This window comes from Ovoidimarina sediminis (assembly GCF_032586175.1).
In the GTDB taxonomy this organism is placed as follows: Bacteria; Pseudomonadota; Alphaproteobacteria; order Rhodobacterales; family Rhodobacteraceae; genus Ovoidimarina; species Ovoidimarina sediminis.
The window spans coordinates 297,224-316,791 of record NZ_JAWHTE010000002.1; the positions used below are offsets into that span (position 1 = coordinate 297,224).

The window sequence follows — 19,568 nt, forward strand, 5'->3', positions numbered from 1 at the left end:
CTATCCCGGGGTTAACGGGGGGTCAAGTCGGCCCAGACAAGGCCATGGCGGCTTGCCCCCTCGCCCGGCGTTTCGGGCCAGAGGATCCCGGCCGCGGCAACGTTCCAGTCGGCGGACGGGATCACGTAATCGACCCTCAGGTTGCCGGGCCCGCCCTCGCCATCGGCCCAGTCCGCCGTGTCGCCGGCCGGGTCGCCGCCGTGGGAAAGATTGGCGCCTTTCTGCGCGTCGGCGGCCAGAGCGCCATAGGGGCTTTCGGGCTGCGGATCCTGAAGGCGCGGGTCGGACAGAAGCCAGCCGATCCCGCCCTTCAGCCCCTCGCCGTCCGACGGATCGGAATTGGCGACACCGGCCAGAATGAACCGCGTTTGCGGCGGGTCCGCGCCCAGTGCACCGTCGAGGTAGGCCCGCCAGAGCAGCGTTTCGTCGCGGTTGCGCCGCCCGTTCAGATCCTCCGGCCCATCGAAAACCGGCGGGGTGGCGTGCCATGTCATCAGGGTGATGGGCGGCCTGTCATTCGGCGTCACGGTCAGAACCCAGTGCGCCACCGAGGACAGCCGCCGTGTGCCGGCCCCGGGGTCTTCCGGTGTCAGCCCGGCCTCCGGCAGATCGGCCCAGCGGAGTGCGGTGAAATCGCTGCGAAGCGCGATCGGCCAGCGCGACAGAACGGCCATTCCGCCCTGCCCGGCGAAGCGGCCGTAGCCATGGGCGTCGCGCGCGCCGTCGCGCTGCCCGTTGCCGTCGAGATCCATCCCGCTGCGCAGTCCCGCATTGGGCACGGCGCTGAAGAGATGGGTATAGCGGGGACCATCGCGGGCGATCCGGTCGCGGAAGGCGACAAGGGCGTGATTGCCGTAGTCGTAGTCAAAGCCCTGTAAAACAACGATATCTGCATGCGCCAGAGCAATCAGATCGCGGGCGGAGGTGATGTCGGGCGCGGCATCCTTCAGAAGGTCGCGCAGAAGAAGGCCCGGGCCCTCGCGGGCCAGTTCGGCGTTGAAGGTGGCGATGCGGATCGTCTCTGCCGCCGCGCCGGGTGCGGCGGCGAGACAGGCTAGGATCAGGCCGGTGCGAAGGTGCTCTCGCGCTCGGCCTGATCGCCGTTCAGCTTGCGCTTGTGTTCGATCATCGCGGCGATCCGACCCATGGCGATGCCGCGCATGAAAAGAGAAGCCGGCAAGAAGGCCCATGCCGCAACCGTCCAGATCAGAGTTTGCGGGTTCATCAGCGAGACCGACCCGAACGTGGCCGCCGCCGCCTTGATCACCGCGGGTGTCAAGAATGGCAGCAGAAACCCTAACGCAATGTTAAAGCGGGCGTCGCGCTCCAGCCGGTCCACCACGTCGCCGCCTGCGGTCGGGTCGAAGGTGGGCAGGTTGACCCAGACGTTGAACGCGCCGGTCTGCTTGGGCCATCCCTGAATTCTGAGGATAATCAAGAAGATAGCCAACGTCAGAAGCGAAACGAGATAGGCGATGCCCGCCGAGGTGCGCACCAGCGCGATGTTTTCGGTGCTCGTCCCCGGCGGCAGCATCAGCACGACGAGGCGCACCGGGCTGTAGGGAAAATCGATGGCGTGGCCGATCAGCGTGCCCACAGCCGCGATCAGGTTCGTCAGTGTCGAGGGCGCGTAGGCCCCGCGCACCAGAAGCGTCAGCAGAAGAACCGTGACGAAGAGCGAGGCGAAGCGGATCCTGTTGAACGGCGGCGCATCGCGGAATTCGACGAGACCGGGATAGGTCGAGGCATATTCGAAGATGACAAGCGCGGCGGCGAAGATGCCCACAAGGGCCACGATCTGCGCGGCATCGGAGTTCACGCCCGGCAGCATCAGCGAAGGCAGGGCAATCAGGAGGATCACCAGAAACGCGCGCGCAAGCGTACCTGTCAGACGGGAAATCACCGCTTTCTGCCCCATTTGCACGCGCTCTGCCGCAGACCGGCCAAACGCGCAATTTGTTCTTTGTCCCGCGAATTGTGGCGGGTTGCCTTATTTTCGCCCAATTTCTGTCACCTTTCCCCAGATCCGGCAACGACCCGTTAACCATGGTGTGACTCTTGGGCATTTTCGTGGACAAAGTGGTGCGGCATTGCATCAATTTCGTAGCGAAATCAGGATATTCCGTTAACAGATCCAGATATTGTGGGTGCGGGCGGCCAGGCACACAAATGAAAATGGCCGCGCATCGGGTCATGCGCGGCCACTTTGCCTGAACAGGGTTAACGGGGTGTCAGACCCAGGGGCGGGCCTCCGCGGCCTTCGCCTCGAAGGCGTCGATCGAGGCGGCTTTCTCCATCGTCAGACCGATATCGTCGAGGCCGTTCAAAAGGCAGTGCTTCTTGAAGGCGTCGACCTCGAAGGTGATCTCGCCGCCATCGGGCCCCGTGATCGTCTGGTTCTCGAGATCGACGGTGATGACCGCATTCGCGCCGCGTTCGGCATCGTCCATCAGCTTGTCGACGTCTTCCTGCGGGAGCGCGATGGGCAAGATCCCGTTTTTGAAGCAGTTATTGTAGAAGATATCGGCGAAACTCGTCGAGATCACACAGCGGATGCCGAAATCGAGAAGCGCCCAGGGGGCGTGTTCGCGGGACGATCCGCAGCCGAAATTGTCGCCCGCGACAAGGATCTGCGCCTCGCGGTATTGCGGCTTGTTCAGCACGAAATCGGGGATCTCGTTGCCGTCGTCGTCATAGCGCATCTCGTCGAACAGGTTCACGCCGAGACCCGAGCGCTTGATCGTCTTCAGGAACTGTTTCGGGATGATCATGTCGGTGTCGATGTTCATCAGCGGCATGGGCGCCGCGATGCCGGAAAGCTTGGTGAATTTTTCCATGTCGGAGGCTCCGTCAGCGGGGTGTTGCGCGAAAGGTTAACGGCGAAAGGCCGGAGTCACACGGCGTACACAGCGCGTACACACCCCGTACACAAAAATTCGCTGTTAACCATTTCACGCCGTTCGCGGCGTTAAGAGTGAATCGGGCGTTCGATGCCCTGTCAGACGAGATCCCGCACATCCGTCAGCCTCCCCGTTACGGCCGCCGCCGCCGCCATGGCGGGCGACATCAGGTGGGTGCGTCCGCCACGGCCCTGCCGGCCCTCGAAGTTGCGGTTCGAGGTGGCGGCGCAGCGTTCGCCGGGCGACAGCTGATCGGGATTCATGGCAAGGCACATCGAGCAGCCCGCAAGGCGCCATTCGAAGCCGGCCTCCTTGAAGATATCCGCAAGGCCTTCTTCCTCGGCCTGAAGCCGGACGAGGCCCGAGCCGGGCACGACCATGGCGCGCAGGCCATCCTTGATCTTCTTGCCCTTCAGAATCTCGGCGGCGGCGCGCAGATCCTCGATCCGGCCATTGGTGCAGGAGCCGATGAAGACCGTGTCGATCTCGATTTCCGAAAGCGGCGTGCCGGGGGTGAGCCCCATATAGTCGAGCGAACGCTTCGCGGCCTCGACCTTGCCGCCCTTGAAATCCTCGGGCGCGGGCACGGCGCTGGTGATCGGCAGCACATCCTCGGGCGAGGTGCCCCATGTCACCACGGGCGCGATATCCTCGCCCCGGATGGTGATCACCTTGTCCCAATGGGCGTCGTCATCGGAATAAAGCGTCTTCCACCAGTTGAGCGCCGCTTCCCACTGTGCGCCCTTCGGGGCATGGGGGCGGCCCTTGACGTAGTCGAAGGTTTTTTCGTCCGGGGCGATCAGGCCCGCGCGCGCGCCGCCCTCGATCGCCATGTTGCAGACGGTCATCCGGCCTTCCATCGACAGCGAGCGGATCGCCTCGCCGCAATATTCGATGACATAGCCGGTGCCGCCCGCCGTGCCGGTCTTGCCGATGACCGACAGCGTGATGTCCTTGGCCGTGACGCCCGGGGCAAGCTGCCCCGTGATCTCGACCTTCATGTTTTTCGATTTCTTCTGGATCAGCGTCTGGGTGGCCAGCACATGTTCCACCTCGGACGTGCCGATGCCGTGGGCGAGCGCGCCGAAGGCGCCGTGGGTGGCCGTGTGGCTGTCGCCGCAGACGACCGTCATGCCCGGCAGCGTCCAGCCCTGTTCGGGCCCGACGATATGGACGATGCCCTGGCGGATATCGTCGACCGGGTAATAGTGAATGCCGAAATCCTTCGCGTTCTTGTCGAGCGCGGCCACCTGGATGCGGCTGTCTTCCGTCATGTTCTCGGGGTTTTCGCGGCCGGGCGTGGTGGGCACGTTATGGTCGGGGACCGCGATGGTCTTTTCCGGCGCGCGCACCTTGCGGCCGGCCATGCGGAGGCCTTCGAAGGCCTGCGGGCTGGTGACCTCGTGCACGAGGTGGCGATCGATATAAAGCAGCGAGGTGCCGTCTTCGGCCTCGTGGGCGAGGTGGGCATCCCAGATCTTGTCGTAGAGTGTCTTGCCGGACATGAATGTCTCCCGGGCTTCTGAATGTCGGATGTCGTAAACGGAGGACGGGCGCGCGGCCTCAGCCCCGCGCGAGCGCGCTGTGCGCGGCGCCGTAGAAGCGCCAGGGCAGGCGGGCGCGATCGCCGATATCGAAGATCCGTGTCATCGCCGGAGTTCTATCCCCGGCGGGAGGGCCGCGCAAGATGGCGGCAGAGGCCGTCAGTGGTTGCGCAGCGCCTCGATCAGCTCGTCCTTCGTCATGTCGGAGCGGCCGTCGATCCCGATCTCCTGCGCGCGGTCGTAAAGATCGTCTTTCGTCCAGTCCTCGTAAGGCGGGGCCTTGCCGCCCTTTTCCGAGGGATCCTGATCGTCGGAGGCCTGGGCATTCGCGATGCGGGCGGCCTTTTCCTTCGACGCGCCGTCGTCGCGCAGGCTTTGATAGGTTTCGTCGTCCTTGATCGAGGGGCCGTGGTTCTTGGCCATGGTATGCTCCTGCTTTCCGGTCGTCGGGAGGACAACGCGGATGCGGGGCCCCGCGTTCCAAGGTGGTGAGGAAGGTCAGGCGTCGGGGACCGCTTCGAGCAGGTCGCCCGGCTGACAGTCGAGCGCGGCGCAGATGCGGGCGAGCGTTTCGAAGCGCACGCCCTTCACCTTGCCGGATTTCAGGAGGCTGAGGTTCTGTTCCGAGATCCCGATCTCGGCGGCGAGATCGCGGGAGGTTTTCTTCCGAAGCGCCAGCATCACGTCGAGGCGGACGACGATCTGCATCAGACGAAGCCCGCGTTGTCTTCGGCGATGCGGGCGGCATCGGCCATGACGGCGCCGATCACCAGCATCAGCCCGCCGGAGAGCAGGAAGCCCACATCGGAGGAGGCGATGTGGAACGCGAGGATGCGTTCGCCCGGCGGGTTGGCGGCGGTGAGCGCGAGGGCCTGAAGCGTGCGGGCGGCGAGCGCGAGGGCCGCGGTGGCGAGAAGCCCCGCGCCGATGCGGCGGATCTGGCGGGCGGCGCCGTGGCCGAGGGAGGCGCCGCGGCGGTAGAAATCGAAGAGCCCGCGCATCTGCCAGAGGACATAGGCGACCGCGAGGGCGGGCAGGAGCCCGGCGGCGATGCCGGCGGCGAGAAGCGGCGCGGGGAGGCTGGCCGGCACCGCGAGACCGGGGAGTGCGGTGGCAAGCGCGCGGGGGCCCGAGAGCCAGAGGGGCAGGGCGATGACGACGGGCAGGGCCGCGAGCGCGGCGGTGGTGGCCCAGTAGAGGGCGGCGGAGAGGCGGAGGGCTTTGGGCGACATGGGCAGACCGGGGCTTGTCAAGTGATTTTTCATGTTTAAAGATAAACATTAGTCGAATCAAGTAAAAGAAATCATGTAGAAATATATGCTTCCGCTGGCCGTTGCGGCCTGCGGGTCGGTCGATCTCGCCACCATGGCGGGGCTTCGCGGGATCTCGCCGCTGGATGCGGATCCTGCGGCGATCCTCGTCAGGGCCGAGTTGCCCGATGGCATCGCGCTTTTGCCCGAGGGCACCTTCCTGGAGCTTGGCGCAGAGAGGCCCGGCGGGGCCGTGGCAGAGGGCCGGTTCGCGCTGGTGCCCGATCCGGCGGTGCCGGATGGCTGGCGGATCGACCCGGGCGAGGTGGCGGAGCTGCGCGCGCTGCAGGCCGAGATCCGGGGCATGAAGGCGGCGGCGCCCGGGGCGACGGTGGGCACCCTCGCGGTCCGGACGGCACCCTGCGGCGCAGCCGTGGCGCCGGACGACACCCTGTCGGTCTGGCTGCGGCTGATGCCCGATGCGCCGCTGCGCCCGATGCTGAGAGACGTTCCGGTGGCAGACGTGCTGGAGGAGATCGGGCTTTCCGCCCTGCCGCCCTGTCCGGCCTAGCGTGCGTTTCCCTGACGGCTCAGGGCAGAATGAGCTTCGGCCAGCGGACGAACATCATGAGGAAGGCGGCGATCGGGTAGGCGGCGAGACCCCAGACGATCAGGGTGCCGTAGGGCGGGTGGCGCGAGAGGTCGCCGCATTCCATTGTGGCGAGCATCCCGATGGCGAGGGTGAGGAAGACGGGAACAAGGGCGAGTTCGCCCAAGCCGATATTCCTTCCCAGGCGCAGAAGGCGGATGAGCGCGGGGACGGCCATGACGACGATGAGCTGCACTGATAGGTCCGCCTCGGAGGCATTGGTGGGGACGTCGCGGCAGAACTCCCGCGGATCTAGGCCCGTGGTGAGCCCGCCCGTCAGCGGGACCCAGAACCCGCCGATCAGGGAGATGCCGCCGCAAGCGGCGATGATCACGAGAGAAAGGGCGAGGCGCAGCCGGTCTTGCATCGTCGGATCCTAGCGCAGGGGGTTGTTGCGGAACACCTCTCTGCCTGCCATGATTCCGGCGGGAGGCGCGTATGGAGCAGGAAACCCCTCCGGCCGATCTGATCGATCAGGCGCAGGAGATTGCGGAGCTGGGGCAGGGCCTTCTGGGCCGGGCGGAGATTTTCCTCGGCCAGCTTCTGAGGCCCTGGGTGGCCTACCAGTTCGCGATCATCGTTGCGATCTTCGTGCTTGCCTTCCTTCTGAACCGGTATTTCAAGCCGAAGCTGCACGAGTGGATGCGCAGCCGCGAAGGCTGGCCGAAATGGCGGCTTCGGCTGCTGGTGGTGGTGCACCGCCGGCTCTGGATGATCTTCCTCGTCCTGCTGTTCTGGATCGTTCTGCAGATCATGCGGGAAGTCACATGGCCCAGCCGATCCTACCTGATCGCGATCGGCGCGAACCTTGCGACGGCCTGGCTGGTGATCGCCTTTGCCTCGCGCCTGATTTCCAACACCGCGGTGCGGGGGATCGTGCGGACGGCGGCGTGGGCCTGGGTGACGCTGAACATCCTGGGGATCACCGAGGAAACCGAGGCGATCCTCGACGGGATCGCGATCTCGCTGGGCGGGATGCGCCTGTCGGTCTGGCTGATCCTGCAGGGGATCGTGCTGGTCGCGCTTCTGTTCTTCGCCGCGCGGTTCATCTCGCGCACCAGCGCCTCGCAGATCGAGAAGATGGAGGATCTGTCGCCCTCGATGCGGGTGCTGGCCGTCAAGGCGCTTCAGCTTCTGCTGTACGGCACCGCCTTCTTCATCGGTCTGAGGGCCATCGGCATCGATCTGACGGGGCTTGCGGTTCTGTCCGGCGCGATCGGCGTGGGCCTTGGCTTCGGCCTTCAGAAGGTGGTGTCGAACCTTGTCTCGGGCGTGATCATCCTGCTCGACAAGTCGATCAAGCCCGGCGACGTGATCAGCCTCGGCGACACCTTCGGGTGGATCAATTCGCTGGGCGCGCGCTATGTCTCGATCACCACGCGGGACGGCAAGGAATACCTGATCCCGAATGAAGACCTGATCACCGGGCAGGTGGTGAACTGGTCGCATTCGAACGATTTCGTGCGGCTGGATATCTATTTCGGCACCGCCTACGGGGATGATCCGCACCTTGTGCGCAAGATCGCGATCGAGGCGGCGGCCAGCGTGCCGCGGGTTCTGGCCGACCGCGCGCCGGTTTGCCATATCGTCGGCTTCGGGGACAGTTCGGTGGATTACATCCTGAGATTCTGGATCCGCGACCCCACGGGCGGGCTGACCAATATTCGCGGAAATGTGTACCTCGCGCTTTGGGATGCGTTTCAGGAGCATGACATCTCGATTCCCTTCCCGCAGCGGGAGGTTCGTATGCTCAACGAGGACGGCGGGACACCGCCCGGCGCGGCGGTGGCCCCGGATTGACGGTGGTCCTTCCCCGCACATCGCACTAGGTTCGATGATGCGGTGAGCATCTTGGGGCAGAGCGTGACAGTCAGACAGATATGTGCCGGTGCGATTTTCGCGGCCGCCCTTGGCATGGGCGCGGCCGGGCCGTCGGCTGCGCTTGAACCCGTCAGGATCTTTGCGCCAGGGGCCAGCAGGGATCTGGCCAGCGCGCTGGAGCAATCCTCGCTTGTGGTGGCGGCCTGGCGTGACGGGGTGACCGCCGCGCCCGATCTTCTGGCGGCGGCGCGGGCGGATTATCCGCGCTTCGTGGGGGCGCTGTATTCCGAAGGTTATTACGGCGGCACCGTATCGATCCTGATCGACGGGCAGGAGGCGGCCGATATCAGCGGGCTGAACGCGCCCACCCGCATCGACCGGATCGTGGTGCGGGTGACGCCGGGCCCGCTGTTCCGTTTCGGCCAGACGCGGGTGGCCCCGGCGGGCGGGTTCCGCGACATGCCCGAAGAGTTCCGCCCCGGCGCCCCGGCGCGGTCGGAACTGATCCAGGAGGCGGTGACGGAGACGATCACCGCGTGGCGCGATATCGGCCATGCGAAGGCCGATGTGGCAGCCCAGCGGCTGGTGGCCGATCACGATCGCGCGCGGCTTGATGCGGATGTGGAGATCGACCCGGGCCCCCGCCTGCGCTTCGGCGACCTGCGGATCGAGAAGCAATCGCGGATGAGCGAGCGGCGGATCCGCAAGATCGCGGGCCTGCCCACCGGCGAGGTGTTTTCGCCCGCCGATCTTGACCGGACGGCGCGGCGCCTGCGGGATACCGGTGTTTTCAGCACTGTCGCGCTGAGAGAGGCGGAGCGGCCCAACCCGGACGGCACGCTCGACATCACGGCGCGGATCGTCGACCAGAAGCCCCGGCGCTTCGGTGTCGGCGCGGAATATGCGACCGACGAGGGCCTGAGCCTGTCGGGGTTCTGGCTGCACCGGAACCTGCGCGGGGAAGGCGAACGGCTTCGGATCGGCGGCGAGGTGTCGGGCATTTCCGGCGAGACCGGGGGCGAGGATTACGAACTGACCTTCGACCTGACCCGCCCCGCGACGCTTGATGCGCTGACGGATGCCTATCTGTCGGCCCGGCTGGCGCAGGAGAACGAAGAGGATTTCCTGCAGAAGGGCGGAAGCCTGGAGCTTGGCTTCATCCGCCGGCAGACCGACGACCTGACGCTTCAGGCGGGCATCGGCTACAGCTATGCCGATGTGTCGGACGACCTGGGTGAAGAAACCTACGAGCACCTCTATTTCCCGATCGGCGCGACGCTTGACCGGCGGGAGGATCTTCTGGACACCACCGACGGGTATTACGCCGATTTGCAGGTGACGCCCTATTTCGGGCTGGGCGGTTCGGAAAGCGGAACGCGGATCACCGGCGACATCCGGGCCTACGAGGAGTTCGGGGCGACGAAAGGCACGGTTTTCGCCGCACGGGTGCAGTTCGGGTCGATCACCGGCGCGTCGCTGACCGGCCTGCCGAACGACCTGCGCTTCTATTCCGGCGGGGGCGATACGGTGCGGGGCCATTCCTATCAGTCGCTGGGTGTCGATCTGGCGCCCGGGGTGACGACGGGGGGGCGGAGCTTCCTTGGCCTGCAGACGGAACTGCGCCAGGAGGTGCGGGAGAATATCTGGATCGTGGGCTTTGCGGACTGGGGCATGATCGGGGCCGACAGCGTGCCGGGCGTCGATGGCGACAGCCATGCGGGCGCGGGAATCGGGCTTCGCTACAACACAGGGATCGGGCCCATTCGCGTCGATGTGGGCGTGCCGGTGAGCGGCGAGGACGACGGATCGAGCTTTCAGATTTACATCGGCATAGGGCAGGCATTCTGATGCGGTGGCTTGGGATATTCCTTCTGGGATGGATGCTGGCCGGGCCGGTTGCGGCGCAGGGCTTTCTTGAAGGCACGCTGGAAGAGGCGCTGTCGGGCGAAGGGCGGATCGTCGAGGTCGAGGGGTTCGAGGGCGCGCTGAGTTCGACCGCGCGGCTTGACAGGATGACCATTGCCGACGATGCGGGCGTGTGGCTGACGCTTGAGGATGTGGAGCTTGACTGGAACCGCTCTGCCCTTCTTCGGGGCCGGGTGGAGGTGGAGCATCTGAGGGCCGCGGAGATCGTGATCGCGCGCCCGCCCAATGCGGCGGAAGGCGGGGCGCCGCCCGCGGAGGCATCCGGCTTTTCGCTGCCGGAGTTGCCGGTGTCGATCGAGGTGGGCGAGATCTCGGCGGCGCGGGTTGAACTTGGGGCGCCGGTGATCGGCGTGGCGGTCGACCTGTCGCTTGAAGGCATGCTGAGCCTCGAAGGCGGCGAGGGCGCGGGCCGGATCGCGGCGGAACGGATCGACGGGGCGCGCGGGACGTTTCTTGTCGAAGGATCCTATTCCAACGAGACGCGCGTGCTGGCGCTTGATCTGACGGTGGACGAGGGCGCGAACGGGATCGTTGCGACGCTTGCGAACCTTCCGGGGCGGCCGAGCCTTGAACTGACGGTCGCGGGCGAGGGCCCGGCGGCGGAATTCGGAGCGGATCTGCGGCTTGCCACCGACGGGGAGGACCGGCTGACGGGCCGGGTGCAGTTGTCGCGGCAAGGCGAGAACGGGCTCGACACCGGGTTTCTGGCCGAAGTTTCGGGCGACGTCTCGCCGCTGTTCCTGCCCGAGTACCAGGCGTTCTTCGGGCGCGACGTGGCGCTGACCCTGTCGGGCGCGAAGCGGGCGGACGGGGTGCTGAGCCTGTCGGAGTTCGCGCTGAAGGGCGCGCAGCTTGAGCTGCGGGGGGGCCTCGTGATCGACGCGGACGGGCTGCCCCTTGCGATCGATGTCGCGGGCGAGATCGCGGCGCGGGACGGCACGCCGGTGCTTCTGCCCGCCGCGGGCCCGCCGACGCGGGTGGGGCGCGTCGACCTTGATATCTCCTATGACCGGGCGGCAGGGGACCGCTGGACCGGAGAGGTGGCCGTGGAGGCGCTTGACCGCGAGGGGTTCGCCGCGGAACGGCTGACGCTGAACGGCAATGGCCGGATCGAGGCGGAGCCGGTGGCGCTGGTGACGGCGGAGCTGGATCTTTCCGCCGAAGCGCTCGATTTCGGGGATGCGGCGACGAAGGAGGCGCTGGGGCAGGCGGTGACCGGGCGGATGTCGCTGGGCTGGCGGGCGGACAACCCGCTGGAGATTTCGGCGCTGTCGCTCAGGGGCGAAAGCTATGAAATTGCCGGTGCGGCCACGGTGACATTCGAGGAGGCGGGCCCCCGGATCGTCACGGATCTTTCGGCGAGTGCCGAGAACCTCGCGAATTTCGCGGGGCTTGCGGGGCGGCCGCTGACCGGCGCGATCGACGCCGATCTGAAGGCCGATGTGACGCCTGCGGCCGGGTTCATCGATGCGACGCTTGCCGGCACGGGCCGGGGCCTCGGGATCGGGATCGCGGAGGTCGACAGGCTTCTGGGCGAGGAAACCGTGCTCGACCTCGCGGTGCGGCGGAACGAGACCGGCAGTTATCTCGACCGGCTGGAAACCCAGAGCGTGGCGGCGGAGATTTCGGCGCGCGGACGGATCAATTCCGAAGGTGGGGCCGCGACGGCGACGGCGCGGCTTGTCGATACGGGCGTGATCGCCGAAGGCGTGCCGGGGCCGATCGACCTGAGCCTGGAGGCGGAGGGCGCAGGCGAGCTCTGGCAGATTGCGCTCGAGCTTGACGGTGCGGCGCTGAGTTCGACCTCGAACCTGACGGCGGATCTTTCGGGCGATGTGCCGCGGGTGTCAGGGACGGCCCGGCTTCGGGCCGATGACGTGGCCCCCTTCTCGCCCCGGGTGGGGCGCGAGATCGGGGGCGGGGTGAACCTGGCGGTAACCGGGTTCGCCGATGCCGATCTTGCGGCATTCCGCGCCGATGTGACGGGAACCGTGACGGATCTGAAGACGGGGGTGGCGGAGGCCGACGCGCTTCTGACCGGCCCGGTGGAGGTTGCGCTTGAAGGCGGGCGGGATGCCGAGGGCTTTGCCGTGCCGCGCCTGACGATCCGGGGCGAGGCGCTGGTGGCCGAAGGATCGGGCACCTACCGGGAAGACGGATCGGGCGACGTGACAGCGCGGGTGACCTTGCCGGAGCCGGGACGCGTGGCACCGGGGCTTCCGGGGCCGGTGAGCCTTGCCGGAAGGGTGGCGGGCGGCCCGACGCTTTGGGAGGTCGAGGCCGATCTGACCGGTGAAGGGGCGACGGCGCAGGCCGACCTTCAGGTGACGCTGGGCGAGGGCGCGCCGGCGGCGGAGGGAACCCTGCGCGCCGATGTGGCCGACCTGTCGCCGTTTTCCGAGATCGCGGGGCGGAGCCTTGGCGGCGCGCTCGACCTGCGGGCCGCGGGATCGGCGCGGGCCGATCTTTCGGCCTTCGATGTGGAAGCCGAGCTTGGCGGCGAGAGCCTGCGGACCGGGATCGCGGAGGTCGATGCGCTGCTTCGCGGTACGCTGACCGCGGTGCTTGACGCGGCGCGGGCGGGCGAGGTGATCGAGATTTCAACCGCGCGGGTCGAAACGGCCGCTTTGCAAGCCACGGCGGAGGGGCAGGTGGGGCGCGAGGCCAATGCGCTGACCTTCGATGCGCGGCTTGCCGATATCGCGCGCTATGTGCCGGGTGTTTCGGGGCCCGCGACCGCATCGGGCCGGGTCGAACAGGCGGCGGGCGGCGACTGGACGCTGGATGTTTCGGTCGAGGGGCCGGGCGGCGTGGCGGCCGATATCGAGGGCACGGCGTCCGAGGCCTTCGATGCGCTTGACCTTGCGGTGCGGGGGGCGGCGCCCCTGGCCATCGCGAACCGGTTTATCGCGCCCCGGGCCGTGACGGGCACGGCGCGCTTCGATCTGGCGGTGAACGGGCCGCCCGCGCTTCAGAGTGTTTCGGGGCAGGTGCGCGTGGCCGATGCCCGCGCGGTAGCGCCGACGCTGGGCGTGACGCTGACCGGGATCGACGCGACCGTGGCCCTGTCGGGCGCGCGGGCCAATCTTGATGTGACGGGGGCCTTCGCGGAGCGCGGGCGGCTGGCCGTTGCGGGCGGCATCGGGTTGACCGGCCCCCTGCCTTCGGATCTGGAAATTCGTCTGATCGGGGCCGGGCTGCGCGACCCCGAGCTTTACGAGACAACCGTCGACGGCACGGTTCGGATCGACGGGCCGCTGGCCGGGGGCGCCACGATTTCAGGGGCGCTGAGGCTGAACGAGACCGAGATCACCGTGCCATCGGGCGGTGTGGGGGCCGTCGGCTCCCTTCCCGATATCGTGCATGTGGGCGAGCCGCGGGACGTGCGGGCGACGCGGCGGCGGGCGGGCCTGATCGGCACGCCCGGCAGCGGCGGGGCGTCGGACGGCGGGGGCCCGGCCTATCCGCTTGACCTGAGGATCGACGCGCCGGCGCGGATCTTCGTGCGGGGCCGCGGGATCGAGGCCGAACTGGGCGGGTCGATCCTCGTTCGCGGAACCACGGCCAATGTCATTCCCGCGGGCGAGTTCGAGCTGATACGCGGGCGGCTCGACATCCTCGGCAAGCGGCTGACGATGGACGAGGGGCGCGCGACGCTTCAGGGCGATTTCGACCCGGTGGTGCGGCTGGTGGCGAGCACCCAGGCCGATGACACGCGGATCCTGATCATCGTGGACGGCCCGGCCTCGGCCCCCGATATCCTCTTCGAATCGAATCCGTCCCTGCCCGAGGACGAGGTGATCGCGCGGCTTCTGTTCAACCGGGGGATCGACACGCTGTCGCCCTTGCAGGCCGCGCAGCTTGCTTCGGCGGTGGCGACCCTTGCCGGGCGGGGCGGCGGGGGGATCGTGTCGCGCCTGCGGCAGTCGACCGGGCTCGATGACCTCGACGTGGCCGGCGATGGCGAGGGCGGCACCAATGTACGCGCCGGGAAGTACATTTCGGACAACATCTATACCGATGTGACCGTGGGCAATCAGAACACCAGCGTGTCGATCAACCTTGACCTCACCCCGTCGCTGACCGTGCGGGGCACGACCGAAAGCACCGGGGGCACCGGTGTGGGGATCTTCTTCGAGCGGGATTACTGAAGGCCGGCGCCGGAGGGGGCGCTGCCCCCGCCGCCCGTGCCGGGCGGCCCCCCGGGATACTTGTGGCCACATGAAGCCATTGGGATCACAAGATGTTGGGGGCGACCTATCCGCCACAGGGGTGAGCCGCAAGATGTGGTGTCATTGAGATTTCATGTGCGCGTTGCTACATTTAGGGTGTTCCGCGCCGGGTATGTCGGCGCTCAGAGAAGGAGGACAATGTCCTGTCTCAGCTTCACGATGCGGTCCGTGACCAGACCGCCGAGGACGGCCGTGTGATGGCCGGACCCACCGAACCCTCAAGCCGGTTGCTTGATCTCATTCTCACATCGCTTGACGACGACAAGGCCGAGGACGTGACCGTCATCGACCTGAAGGGAAAGTCCGAGATGGCCGATCACATGGTGATCGCGTCGGGCCGGTCGACCCGGCAGGTCGTCGCGATTGCCGAGAAGCTTGTCGATCGCCTGAAGCAGGAGCTTGGCGTCCTGTCGAAGGTGGAAGGCAAGGAGGCGGGCGACTGGGTGCTGATCGACATGGGCGACGTCGTCGTTCATGTCTTCCGGCCCGAAGTGCGCGAGTTCTACCAGCTCGAAAAGATGTGGCTGGCGCCGAACCAGACATCGGGCCAGCCCGCCGCCGCCACGACCTGATGCGCGTGGCGATCGCCGCAGTGGGTCGCCAGAAGGGCGGCCCCGATCGGGCGCTTGTCGAGGATTACCAGGCCCGGTTCGACCGGACCGGCCGGGCCCTGGGCCTCGGACCCCTGACCATCACCGAAGTCGATGACCGGAAGGGCGGCGGACCCGCCGGGGAGGCCGCGCTTCTGCGCCGCGCCGTGCCCGAGGGCGCGGCGCTTTGCGCGCTGGACGAGCGGGGGACGGTGATGTCGTCGCCCGATTTCGCCGCCTGGCTGGCGAAGCTGCGCGACGAGGGGCGGCAGGATGTGGCCTTTCTGATCGGCGGCGCGGACGGGATCGACCCCGCGCTTCGGGCCGAGGCGGATCAGCGGCTGTCCTTCGGGGCGATGGTCTGGCCCCATATGCTGGCGCGTGTGATGCTGACCGAGCAGCTTTACCGTGCCGCCGGCATCCTGGCCGGCACGCCCTATCACCGGGCGTGAGACGCGCGCGGGCCGAGACGGAGACCGAGCGATGGCGCGTGACCCCTATCTTGCGATGGCCCTGAACAACGCCTGGGCGAATGCGACGCTTTACGGGGCGCTCGCCGGCCTTGCACCGGGCGCGTTCGCCGCGCCGGCGCCCGGCTTCTTCCCCTCACTTGCCGCGACGCTGAACCATATCCACGAGGTGGACCTTTACTACATCGATGCGCTCGAGGGTGGCGGCGCGGGTCGGTCGGTCTACGAGCGGGAGATGGAGGCGGATCCGGTGGCGCTGGGCCGCGCGCAGGCGGAGGCCGATAGGCGGCTCGCCGCCTTCTGCGGCGGGCTGGGCCCGGCCGCCCTCTCCGCCCGGCGGGCGACCGAACGCCCGGGCGGCCGTGTGCTCGAGGAGCGTGTGGACGCGCTTTTACTGCATCTCTTCCAGCACCAGATCCACCACCGTGGCCAGGCGCATGTGCAACTCCAGGCAGCGGGCCTTGCCCCGCCGCAACTGGACGCGTTTCACCTGGATTTCGAGCGGGCGCCGTCGGCGGCGGCCTATCACCCCTGACGGGGGCGGAGCGGCACGCGCCCGGCCTCGCCCAGAACGAACACCTCGGTCCCTTCGAAGACCGCCGCGGTCAGGGCGCGGCCATAGCCCGCCCCGGTGTCGAGGTTGATGCGGTTACCCCAGTGTTCGGGCGTCTCGCAGGGTGTGTGACCGTGGACGATCACCTTGCCGTGGTCGCGGGGATCGCCCAGAAACTCGTGCCGGATCCAGATCAGATCCTCCTCGATCTGTTCGGTGAGCGGCAGGCCGGGGCGGATGCCCGCGTGCACGAAGATATGGGTTTCGGTTTCGTGGAAGAGGGGCAGCGATTTCAGGAAGGCGTGGTGGGCCTCGGGCACCGCGCTGCGGAACTTGCGCGCGGCGAGGCCCGCGAATGTCCAGCCCGGAAGGCTGACGCCATAGCTTTCGGCGGTGGCGAGACCGCCCATGCCCGGCGAGGTCCAGAACCGGAACGGCGCGCCCGGCGCATCGTCGAGCTGATCGAGGAAAACGCGGTCGTGATTGCCCCGGAGCGTGATCCAGGGCGCGCCGCGGGCCTGTCCGTCGATCAGGAACTGAAGCACGCCGCGGCTGTCGGGCCCCCGATCGCAATAATCGCCGAGATGAATGACGGGCGCGGCGGCATCCCCCGTGCCGCGCCGGTCGGCCGCGATGCGGGCATGGGCCTCTTCGAGCTTGTCGAGATGGCCGTGGATATCGCCGATGGCGTAAACGCGCATGCCCCCAGCCCTAGCGCGGGCCGGGGGCTTTGAACAGGTCAGGCAACCTCGAACCGAAGCGGGCGGATCGACTGGAACAGCCCGGTCTTGTCAAGCTGATCGATCACGGCCTGGGGGATCGGATCATCGACATAAAGCAGCGCGATGGCATCCTTGCCCCGGGTCGAGCGCCCGAGGGTGAAGTTCGCGATGTTGACGCCGTTCTGGCCCATCGTGTTTCCGAGGGCGCCGATGATGCCCGGCACATCCTCGTTCGTGGTGTAGAGCATGTGTTCGCCGATCTCGGCATCGATGGTGATGCCCTTGATCTGGATGAAGCGGGGCTTGCCGTCGGAAAAGACCGTGCCGGCGATGGAGCGTTCGCGTTCCGCCGTGACGACGGTGACCTTGATATAGGCGTCGAACACCCCGGTTTTGCCCTGCGTCGTCGTCGAGATGTCGATGCCGCGTTCTTTCGCGATCACGGGGGCCGAAACCATGTTCACATCCGGGTTGGTGGCCTTCATGACGCCGGCGATGACCGAAGCGTTGAGGGCCGCGGTGTTCATCGCGGCGACGGCGCCGTTGTAGAGGATGTTGACGGCGTTGATCGGCTCGTCCGTCATCTGGCCGATGAAGGCGCCGAGGTGGCCGGCGAGCTTGACCCAGGGGCCCATGACCTTGGCCTCTTCGGCGGTGACGGACGGCATGTTGAGCGCGTTCGTCACGGCGCCGGTCAGCAGGTAATCCGACATCTGTTCGGCGACCTGGAGGGCCACGTTTTCCTGCGCCTCGCAGGTTGACGCGCCGAGATGGGGGGTTACCACCACGTTGGGCAGGTTGAAGAGCGGGCTGTCGGTGGCCGGTTCGACGGCGAAGACATCGAAGGCCGCCCCCGCGACGTGGCCGGATTTCAGCGCTTCGGCCAGCGCCGCCTCGTCGACGAGCCCGCCGCGCGCGCAGTTGACGATGCGCACGCCCGGCTTCATCCGCGCGATGGCCTCGGCCGAGAGGATGTTGCGCGTCTTGTCCGTGAGCGGCACGTGGAGCGTGATGAAATCGGAGCGGGCCAGAAGTTCGTTCAGGTCGACCTTTTCGACGCCGAGCTTGGTCGCGCGCTCCTCCGACAGGAAGGGATCGTAGGCGACCACCTTCATCTTCAGGCCAAGCGCGCGGTCGATCACGATCGCGCCGATATTGCCCGCGCCGATCACCCCCAGCGTCTTGGCGGTGAGTTCGACGCCCATGAAGCGGGATTTTTCCCACTTGCCGGCATGGGTGGACGTCGAGGCTTCGGGGATCTGGCGCGCGACGGCCATCATCATCGCGATGGCATGTTCCGCGGTGGTGATCGAGTTGCCGAAGGGCGTGTTCATCACGATCACGCCGCGGCGCGAGGCGGCGGGGATATCGACATTGTCGACGCCGATGCCGGCGCGGCCGATCACCTTGAGGTTCGGGGCGTGTTCCAGCACCTTTTCGGAGACCTTGGTGGCGGAGCGGATGGCGAGGCCGTCATAGTCGCCGATCACCTCCAGGAGCCTGTCCTTGTCCTTGCCGATGGAGGGATCGAAGGTGACGTCGATGCCGCGATCGCGGAAGATCTGGACGGCGGTTTCGGAGAGCTTGTCGGATACGAGTACTTTGGGCATGGGTTCGCTCTTTGTGGTGGGGTGCAGCCCCGGACCTGATCCGGGGCCTCTTGCGATCGAAGGGAGAGGTCCCGGGTCAAGCCCGGGACGGCGCGTGTCTCAGGCGGCTTCCGTCAGTGCCGCGATCTCTGTCGCGAAGGCCCAGTCGAGCCAGGGCAGAAGCGCCTCGATATCCGAGGTTTCCACCGTGCCGCCGCACCAGATCCGAAGCCCCGGCGGCGAGTCGCGATAGGCACCGATGTCGTAGGCCACGCCTTCGCTTTCCAGCCGCTTTGCGACGGCCTTGGCGAAACCCGCGCCGTCGGTGATGCGGGGATCGGTGAACTTGAGGCACACCGAGGTGTTCGACCGCGTGGCGGGATCGGTTGCCAGGAATGCGATCCAGTCGCGGGCGGCCACGAAGCCTTCGATTGCGGCGGTGTTGGCATCGGCCCGGGCGATGAGGCCCTGAAGCCCGCCCACGGAGCGCGCCCAGTCGAGGCAGAAGAGATAATCCTCGACCGCGAGCATCGAGGGCGTGTTGATGGTCGCGCCCTCGAAGATGCCTTCGATCAGCTTGCCGCCCTTCGTCATGCGGAAGAGTTTCGGCAGGGGCCAGGGCGGGGTGTAGCTTTCCAGCCGCTCCACCGCGCGGGGGCTGAGGACGAGCATGCCGTGCGCCGCCTCGCCGCCCAGCACCTTCTGCCAAGAGAACGTCACGACATCGAGCCGGTCCCAGGGAAGATCCTGCGCGAAGGCCGCCGAAGTGGCGTCGCAGATCGTCAGACCGCCGCGTTCGGCCGGAATAGACACTGTTTCCGGGACGCGGACGCCCGAGGTGGTGCCGTTCCAGGTGAACACCACGTCGCGGTCGAAATCGACCTCTGCGAAATCGACGATCTCGCCATAGTCGGCGGTGCGGACGGTGGCGTCGAGCTTCAGCTGCTTGACCGCATCGGTCACCCAGCCCGCGCCGAAGCTTTCCCAGGCCAGCATCTCGACGGGCCGGGCGCCCAGAAGCGACCACATGGCCATTTCGACCGCGCCGGTATCGGAGGCGGGCACGATGCCGATGCGATAGTCGTCGGGGATGCCGAGGATTTCTCGCGTGCCGTCGATGGCGGCCTTGAGCTTCGATTTCCCGATTGCCGCGCGGTGCGAGCGGCCAAGCGCGGCATCGGACAGCCTATCGAGCGTGAATGCGGGGGGTTTGGTGCAGGGGCCCGACGAAAAACGCGGGTTTGCCGGCCGTGTGGCCGGAAGGGTCTTTTCCATGTTCCATATCCTTCCAGATACATGCCCCTCGTTGGGGAGGGGTGTCC

Annotated in this window: 18 protein-coding genes; 7 read left to right on the forward strand and 11 right to left on the reverse strand. The window is 67.2% G+C overall.

The features are described 5' to 3' along the window. Positions 1-11: 11 nt before the first annotated feature. The 7 genes from RXV90_RS04400 to RXV90_RS04430 form a co-directional block, all read right to left on the reverse strand. Positions 12-1,064: an endonuclease/exonuclease/phosphatase family protein gene (locus RXV90_RS04400; RefSeq protein WP_316647172.1), complete on the reverse strand. Its 1,053-nt coding sequence runs from the start codon at positions 1,062-1,064 to the stop codon at positions 12-14. Next, on the reverse strand, positions 1,061-1,918 hold the full coding sequence (locus RXV90_RS04405; protein WP_316647123.1) for a hypothetical protein: 858 nt from the start codon (positions 1,916-1,918) through the stop codon (positions 1,061-1,063). Before RXV90_RS04405 ends, RXV90_RS04400 begins: the two co-directional genes overlap by 4 nt. 313 nt (positions 1,919-2,231) lie before the next feature. After that, positions 2,232-2,837 (reverse strand): 3-isopropylmalate dehydratase small subunit, encoded by a 606-nt coding sequence (gene leuD / locus RXV90_RS04410; RefSeq protein ID WP_316647124.1) that lies wholly within the window; start codon positions 2,835-2,837, stop codon positions 2,232-2,234. A gap of 161 nt (positions 2,838-2,998) precedes the next feature. Continuing rightward, complete coding sequence (gene leuC, locus RXV90_RS04415; protein ID WP_316647126.1) at positions 2,999-4,405, reverse strand: 3-isopropylmalate dehydratase large subunit; 1,407 nt, start codon at positions 4,403-4,405, stop codon at positions 2,999-3,001. 198 nt (positions 4,406-4,603) lie between these two features. After that, complete coding sequence (locus RXV90_RS04420) at positions 4,604-4,867, reverse strand: DUF7218 family protein (RefSeq protein WP_316647128.1); 264 nt, start codon at positions 4,865-4,867, stop codon at positions 4,604-4,606. Between the two features lie 75 nt (positions 4,868-4,942). Continuing rightward, positions 4,943-5,152, reverse strand: a complete 210-nt coding sequence (locus tag RXV90_RS04425; protein WP_316647129.1) for a helix-turn-helix domain-containing protein — start codon at positions 5,150-5,152, stop codon at positions 4,943-4,945. Next, positions 5,152-5,676, reverse strand: coding sequence for a DUF2975 domain-containing protein (locus RXV90_RS04430; protein ID WP_316647130.1), 525 nt, complete (start codon positions 5,674-5,676; stop codon positions 5,152-5,154). The genes RXV90_RS04425 and RXV90_RS04430 overlap by 1 nt, the downstream gene beginning before the upstream one ends. A gap of 85 nt (positions 5,677-5,761) precedes the next feature. On the opposite strand from RXV90_RS04430, the gene RXV90_RS04435 reads away from it, so the two are divergent. After that, positions 5,762-6,265 (forward strand): hypothetical protein, encoded by a 504-nt coding sequence (locus RXV90_RS04435; RefSeq protein ID WP_316647131.1) that lies wholly within the window; start codon positions 5,762-5,764, stop codon positions 6,263-6,265. A 19-nt stretch (positions 6,266-6,284) separates the two neighbouring features. Here RXV90_RS04435 and RXV90_RS04440 read toward each other — a convergent pair whose 3' ends face one another. After that, on the reverse strand, positions 6,285-6,710 hold the full coding sequence (locus RXV90_RS04440) for a hypothetical protein (RefSeq protein WP_316647132.1): 426 nt from the start codon (positions 6,708-6,710) through the stop codon (positions 6,285-6,287). Positions 6,711-6,781: 71 nt separating this feature from the next. Here RXV90_RS04440 and RXV90_RS04445 point away from each other — a divergent pair, with 71 nt between their 5' ends. The 6 genes from RXV90_RS04445 (at position 6,782) to RXV90_RS04470 (ending at position 15,917) form a co-directional block, all read left to right on the forward strand. Then, complete coding sequence (locus RXV90_RS04445; RefSeq protein ID WP_316647134.1) at positions 6,782-8,143, forward strand: mechanosensitive ion channel family protein; 1,362 nt, start codon at positions 6,782-6,784, stop codon at positions 8,141-8,143. 63 nt (positions 8,144-8,206) lie between these two features. Continuing rightward, positions 8,207-10,012 carry an autotransporter assembly complex protein TamA gene (locus RXV90_RS04450; protein WP_316647136.1) on the forward strand — a complete coding sequence of 602 codons (1,806 nt, stop codon included), beginning with the start codon at positions 8,207-8,209 and terminating at the stop codon, positions 10,010-10,012. Further along, positions 10,012-14,241, forward strand: coding sequence for a translocation/assembly module TamB domain-containing protein (locus RXV90_RS04455; RefSeq protein ID WP_316647137.1), 4,230 nt, complete (start codon positions 10,012-10,014; stop codon positions 14,239-14,241). Before RXV90_RS04450 ends, RXV90_RS04455 begins: the two co-directional genes overlap by 1 nt. A 278-nt stretch (positions 14,242-14,519) precedes the next feature. Next, positions 14,520-14,894 (forward strand): ribosome silencing factor, encoded by a 375-nt coding sequence (gene rsfS, locus RXV90_RS04460; protein ID WP_316647138.1) that lies wholly within the window; start codon positions 14,520-14,522, stop codon positions 14,892-14,894. Then, positions 14,894-15,364, forward strand: a complete 471-nt coding sequence (rlmH, locus tag RXV90_RS04465; RefSeq protein ID WP_316647139.1) for a 23S rRNA (pseudouridine(1915)-N(3))-methyltransferase RlmH — start codon at positions 14,894-14,896, stop codon at positions 15,362-15,364. The genes rsfS and rlmH overlap by 1 nt, the downstream gene beginning before the upstream one ends. A 31-nt stretch (positions 15,365-15,395) precedes the next feature. After that, positions 15,396-15,917 (forward strand): DinB family protein, encoded by a 522-nt coding sequence (locus RXV90_RS04470; RefSeq protein WP_316647141.1) that lies wholly within the window; start codon positions 15,396-15,398, stop codon positions 15,915-15,917. On the opposite strand, the gene RXV90_RS04475 is transcribed toward RXV90_RS04470, so the two are convergent. The 3 genes from RXV90_RS04475 to RXV90_RS04485 all read right to left on the reverse strand — a co-directional run bounded on the left by RXV90_RS04475 (position 15,908) and on the right by RXV90_RS04485 (position 19,521). Continuing rightward, entirely contained in the window at positions 15,908-16,636 is a 729-nt protein-coding gene (locus tag RXV90_RS04475; RefSeq protein ID WP_316647142.1) for a metallophosphoesterase family protein, read from the reverse strand. The two genes, RXV90_RS04470 and RXV90_RS04475, sit on opposite strands and share 10 nt — an antisense overlap. Positions 16,637-16,674: 38 nt before the next feature. After that, complete coding sequence (gene serA, locus RXV90_RS04480) at positions 16,675-18,267, reverse strand: phosphoglycerate dehydrogenase (RefSeq protein WP_316647143.1); 1,593 nt, start codon at positions 18,265-18,267, stop codon at positions 16,675-16,677. Positions 18,268-18,366: 99 nt separating this feature from the next. Next, positions 18,367-19,521 carry a phosphoserine transaminase gene (locus RXV90_RS04485; protein ID WP_316647144.1) on the reverse strand — a complete coding sequence of 385 codons (1,155 nt, stop codon included), beginning with the start codon at positions 19,519-19,521 and terminating at the stop codon, positions 18,367-18,369. Between the last annotated feature and the right edge of the window lie 47 nt (positions 19,522-19,568).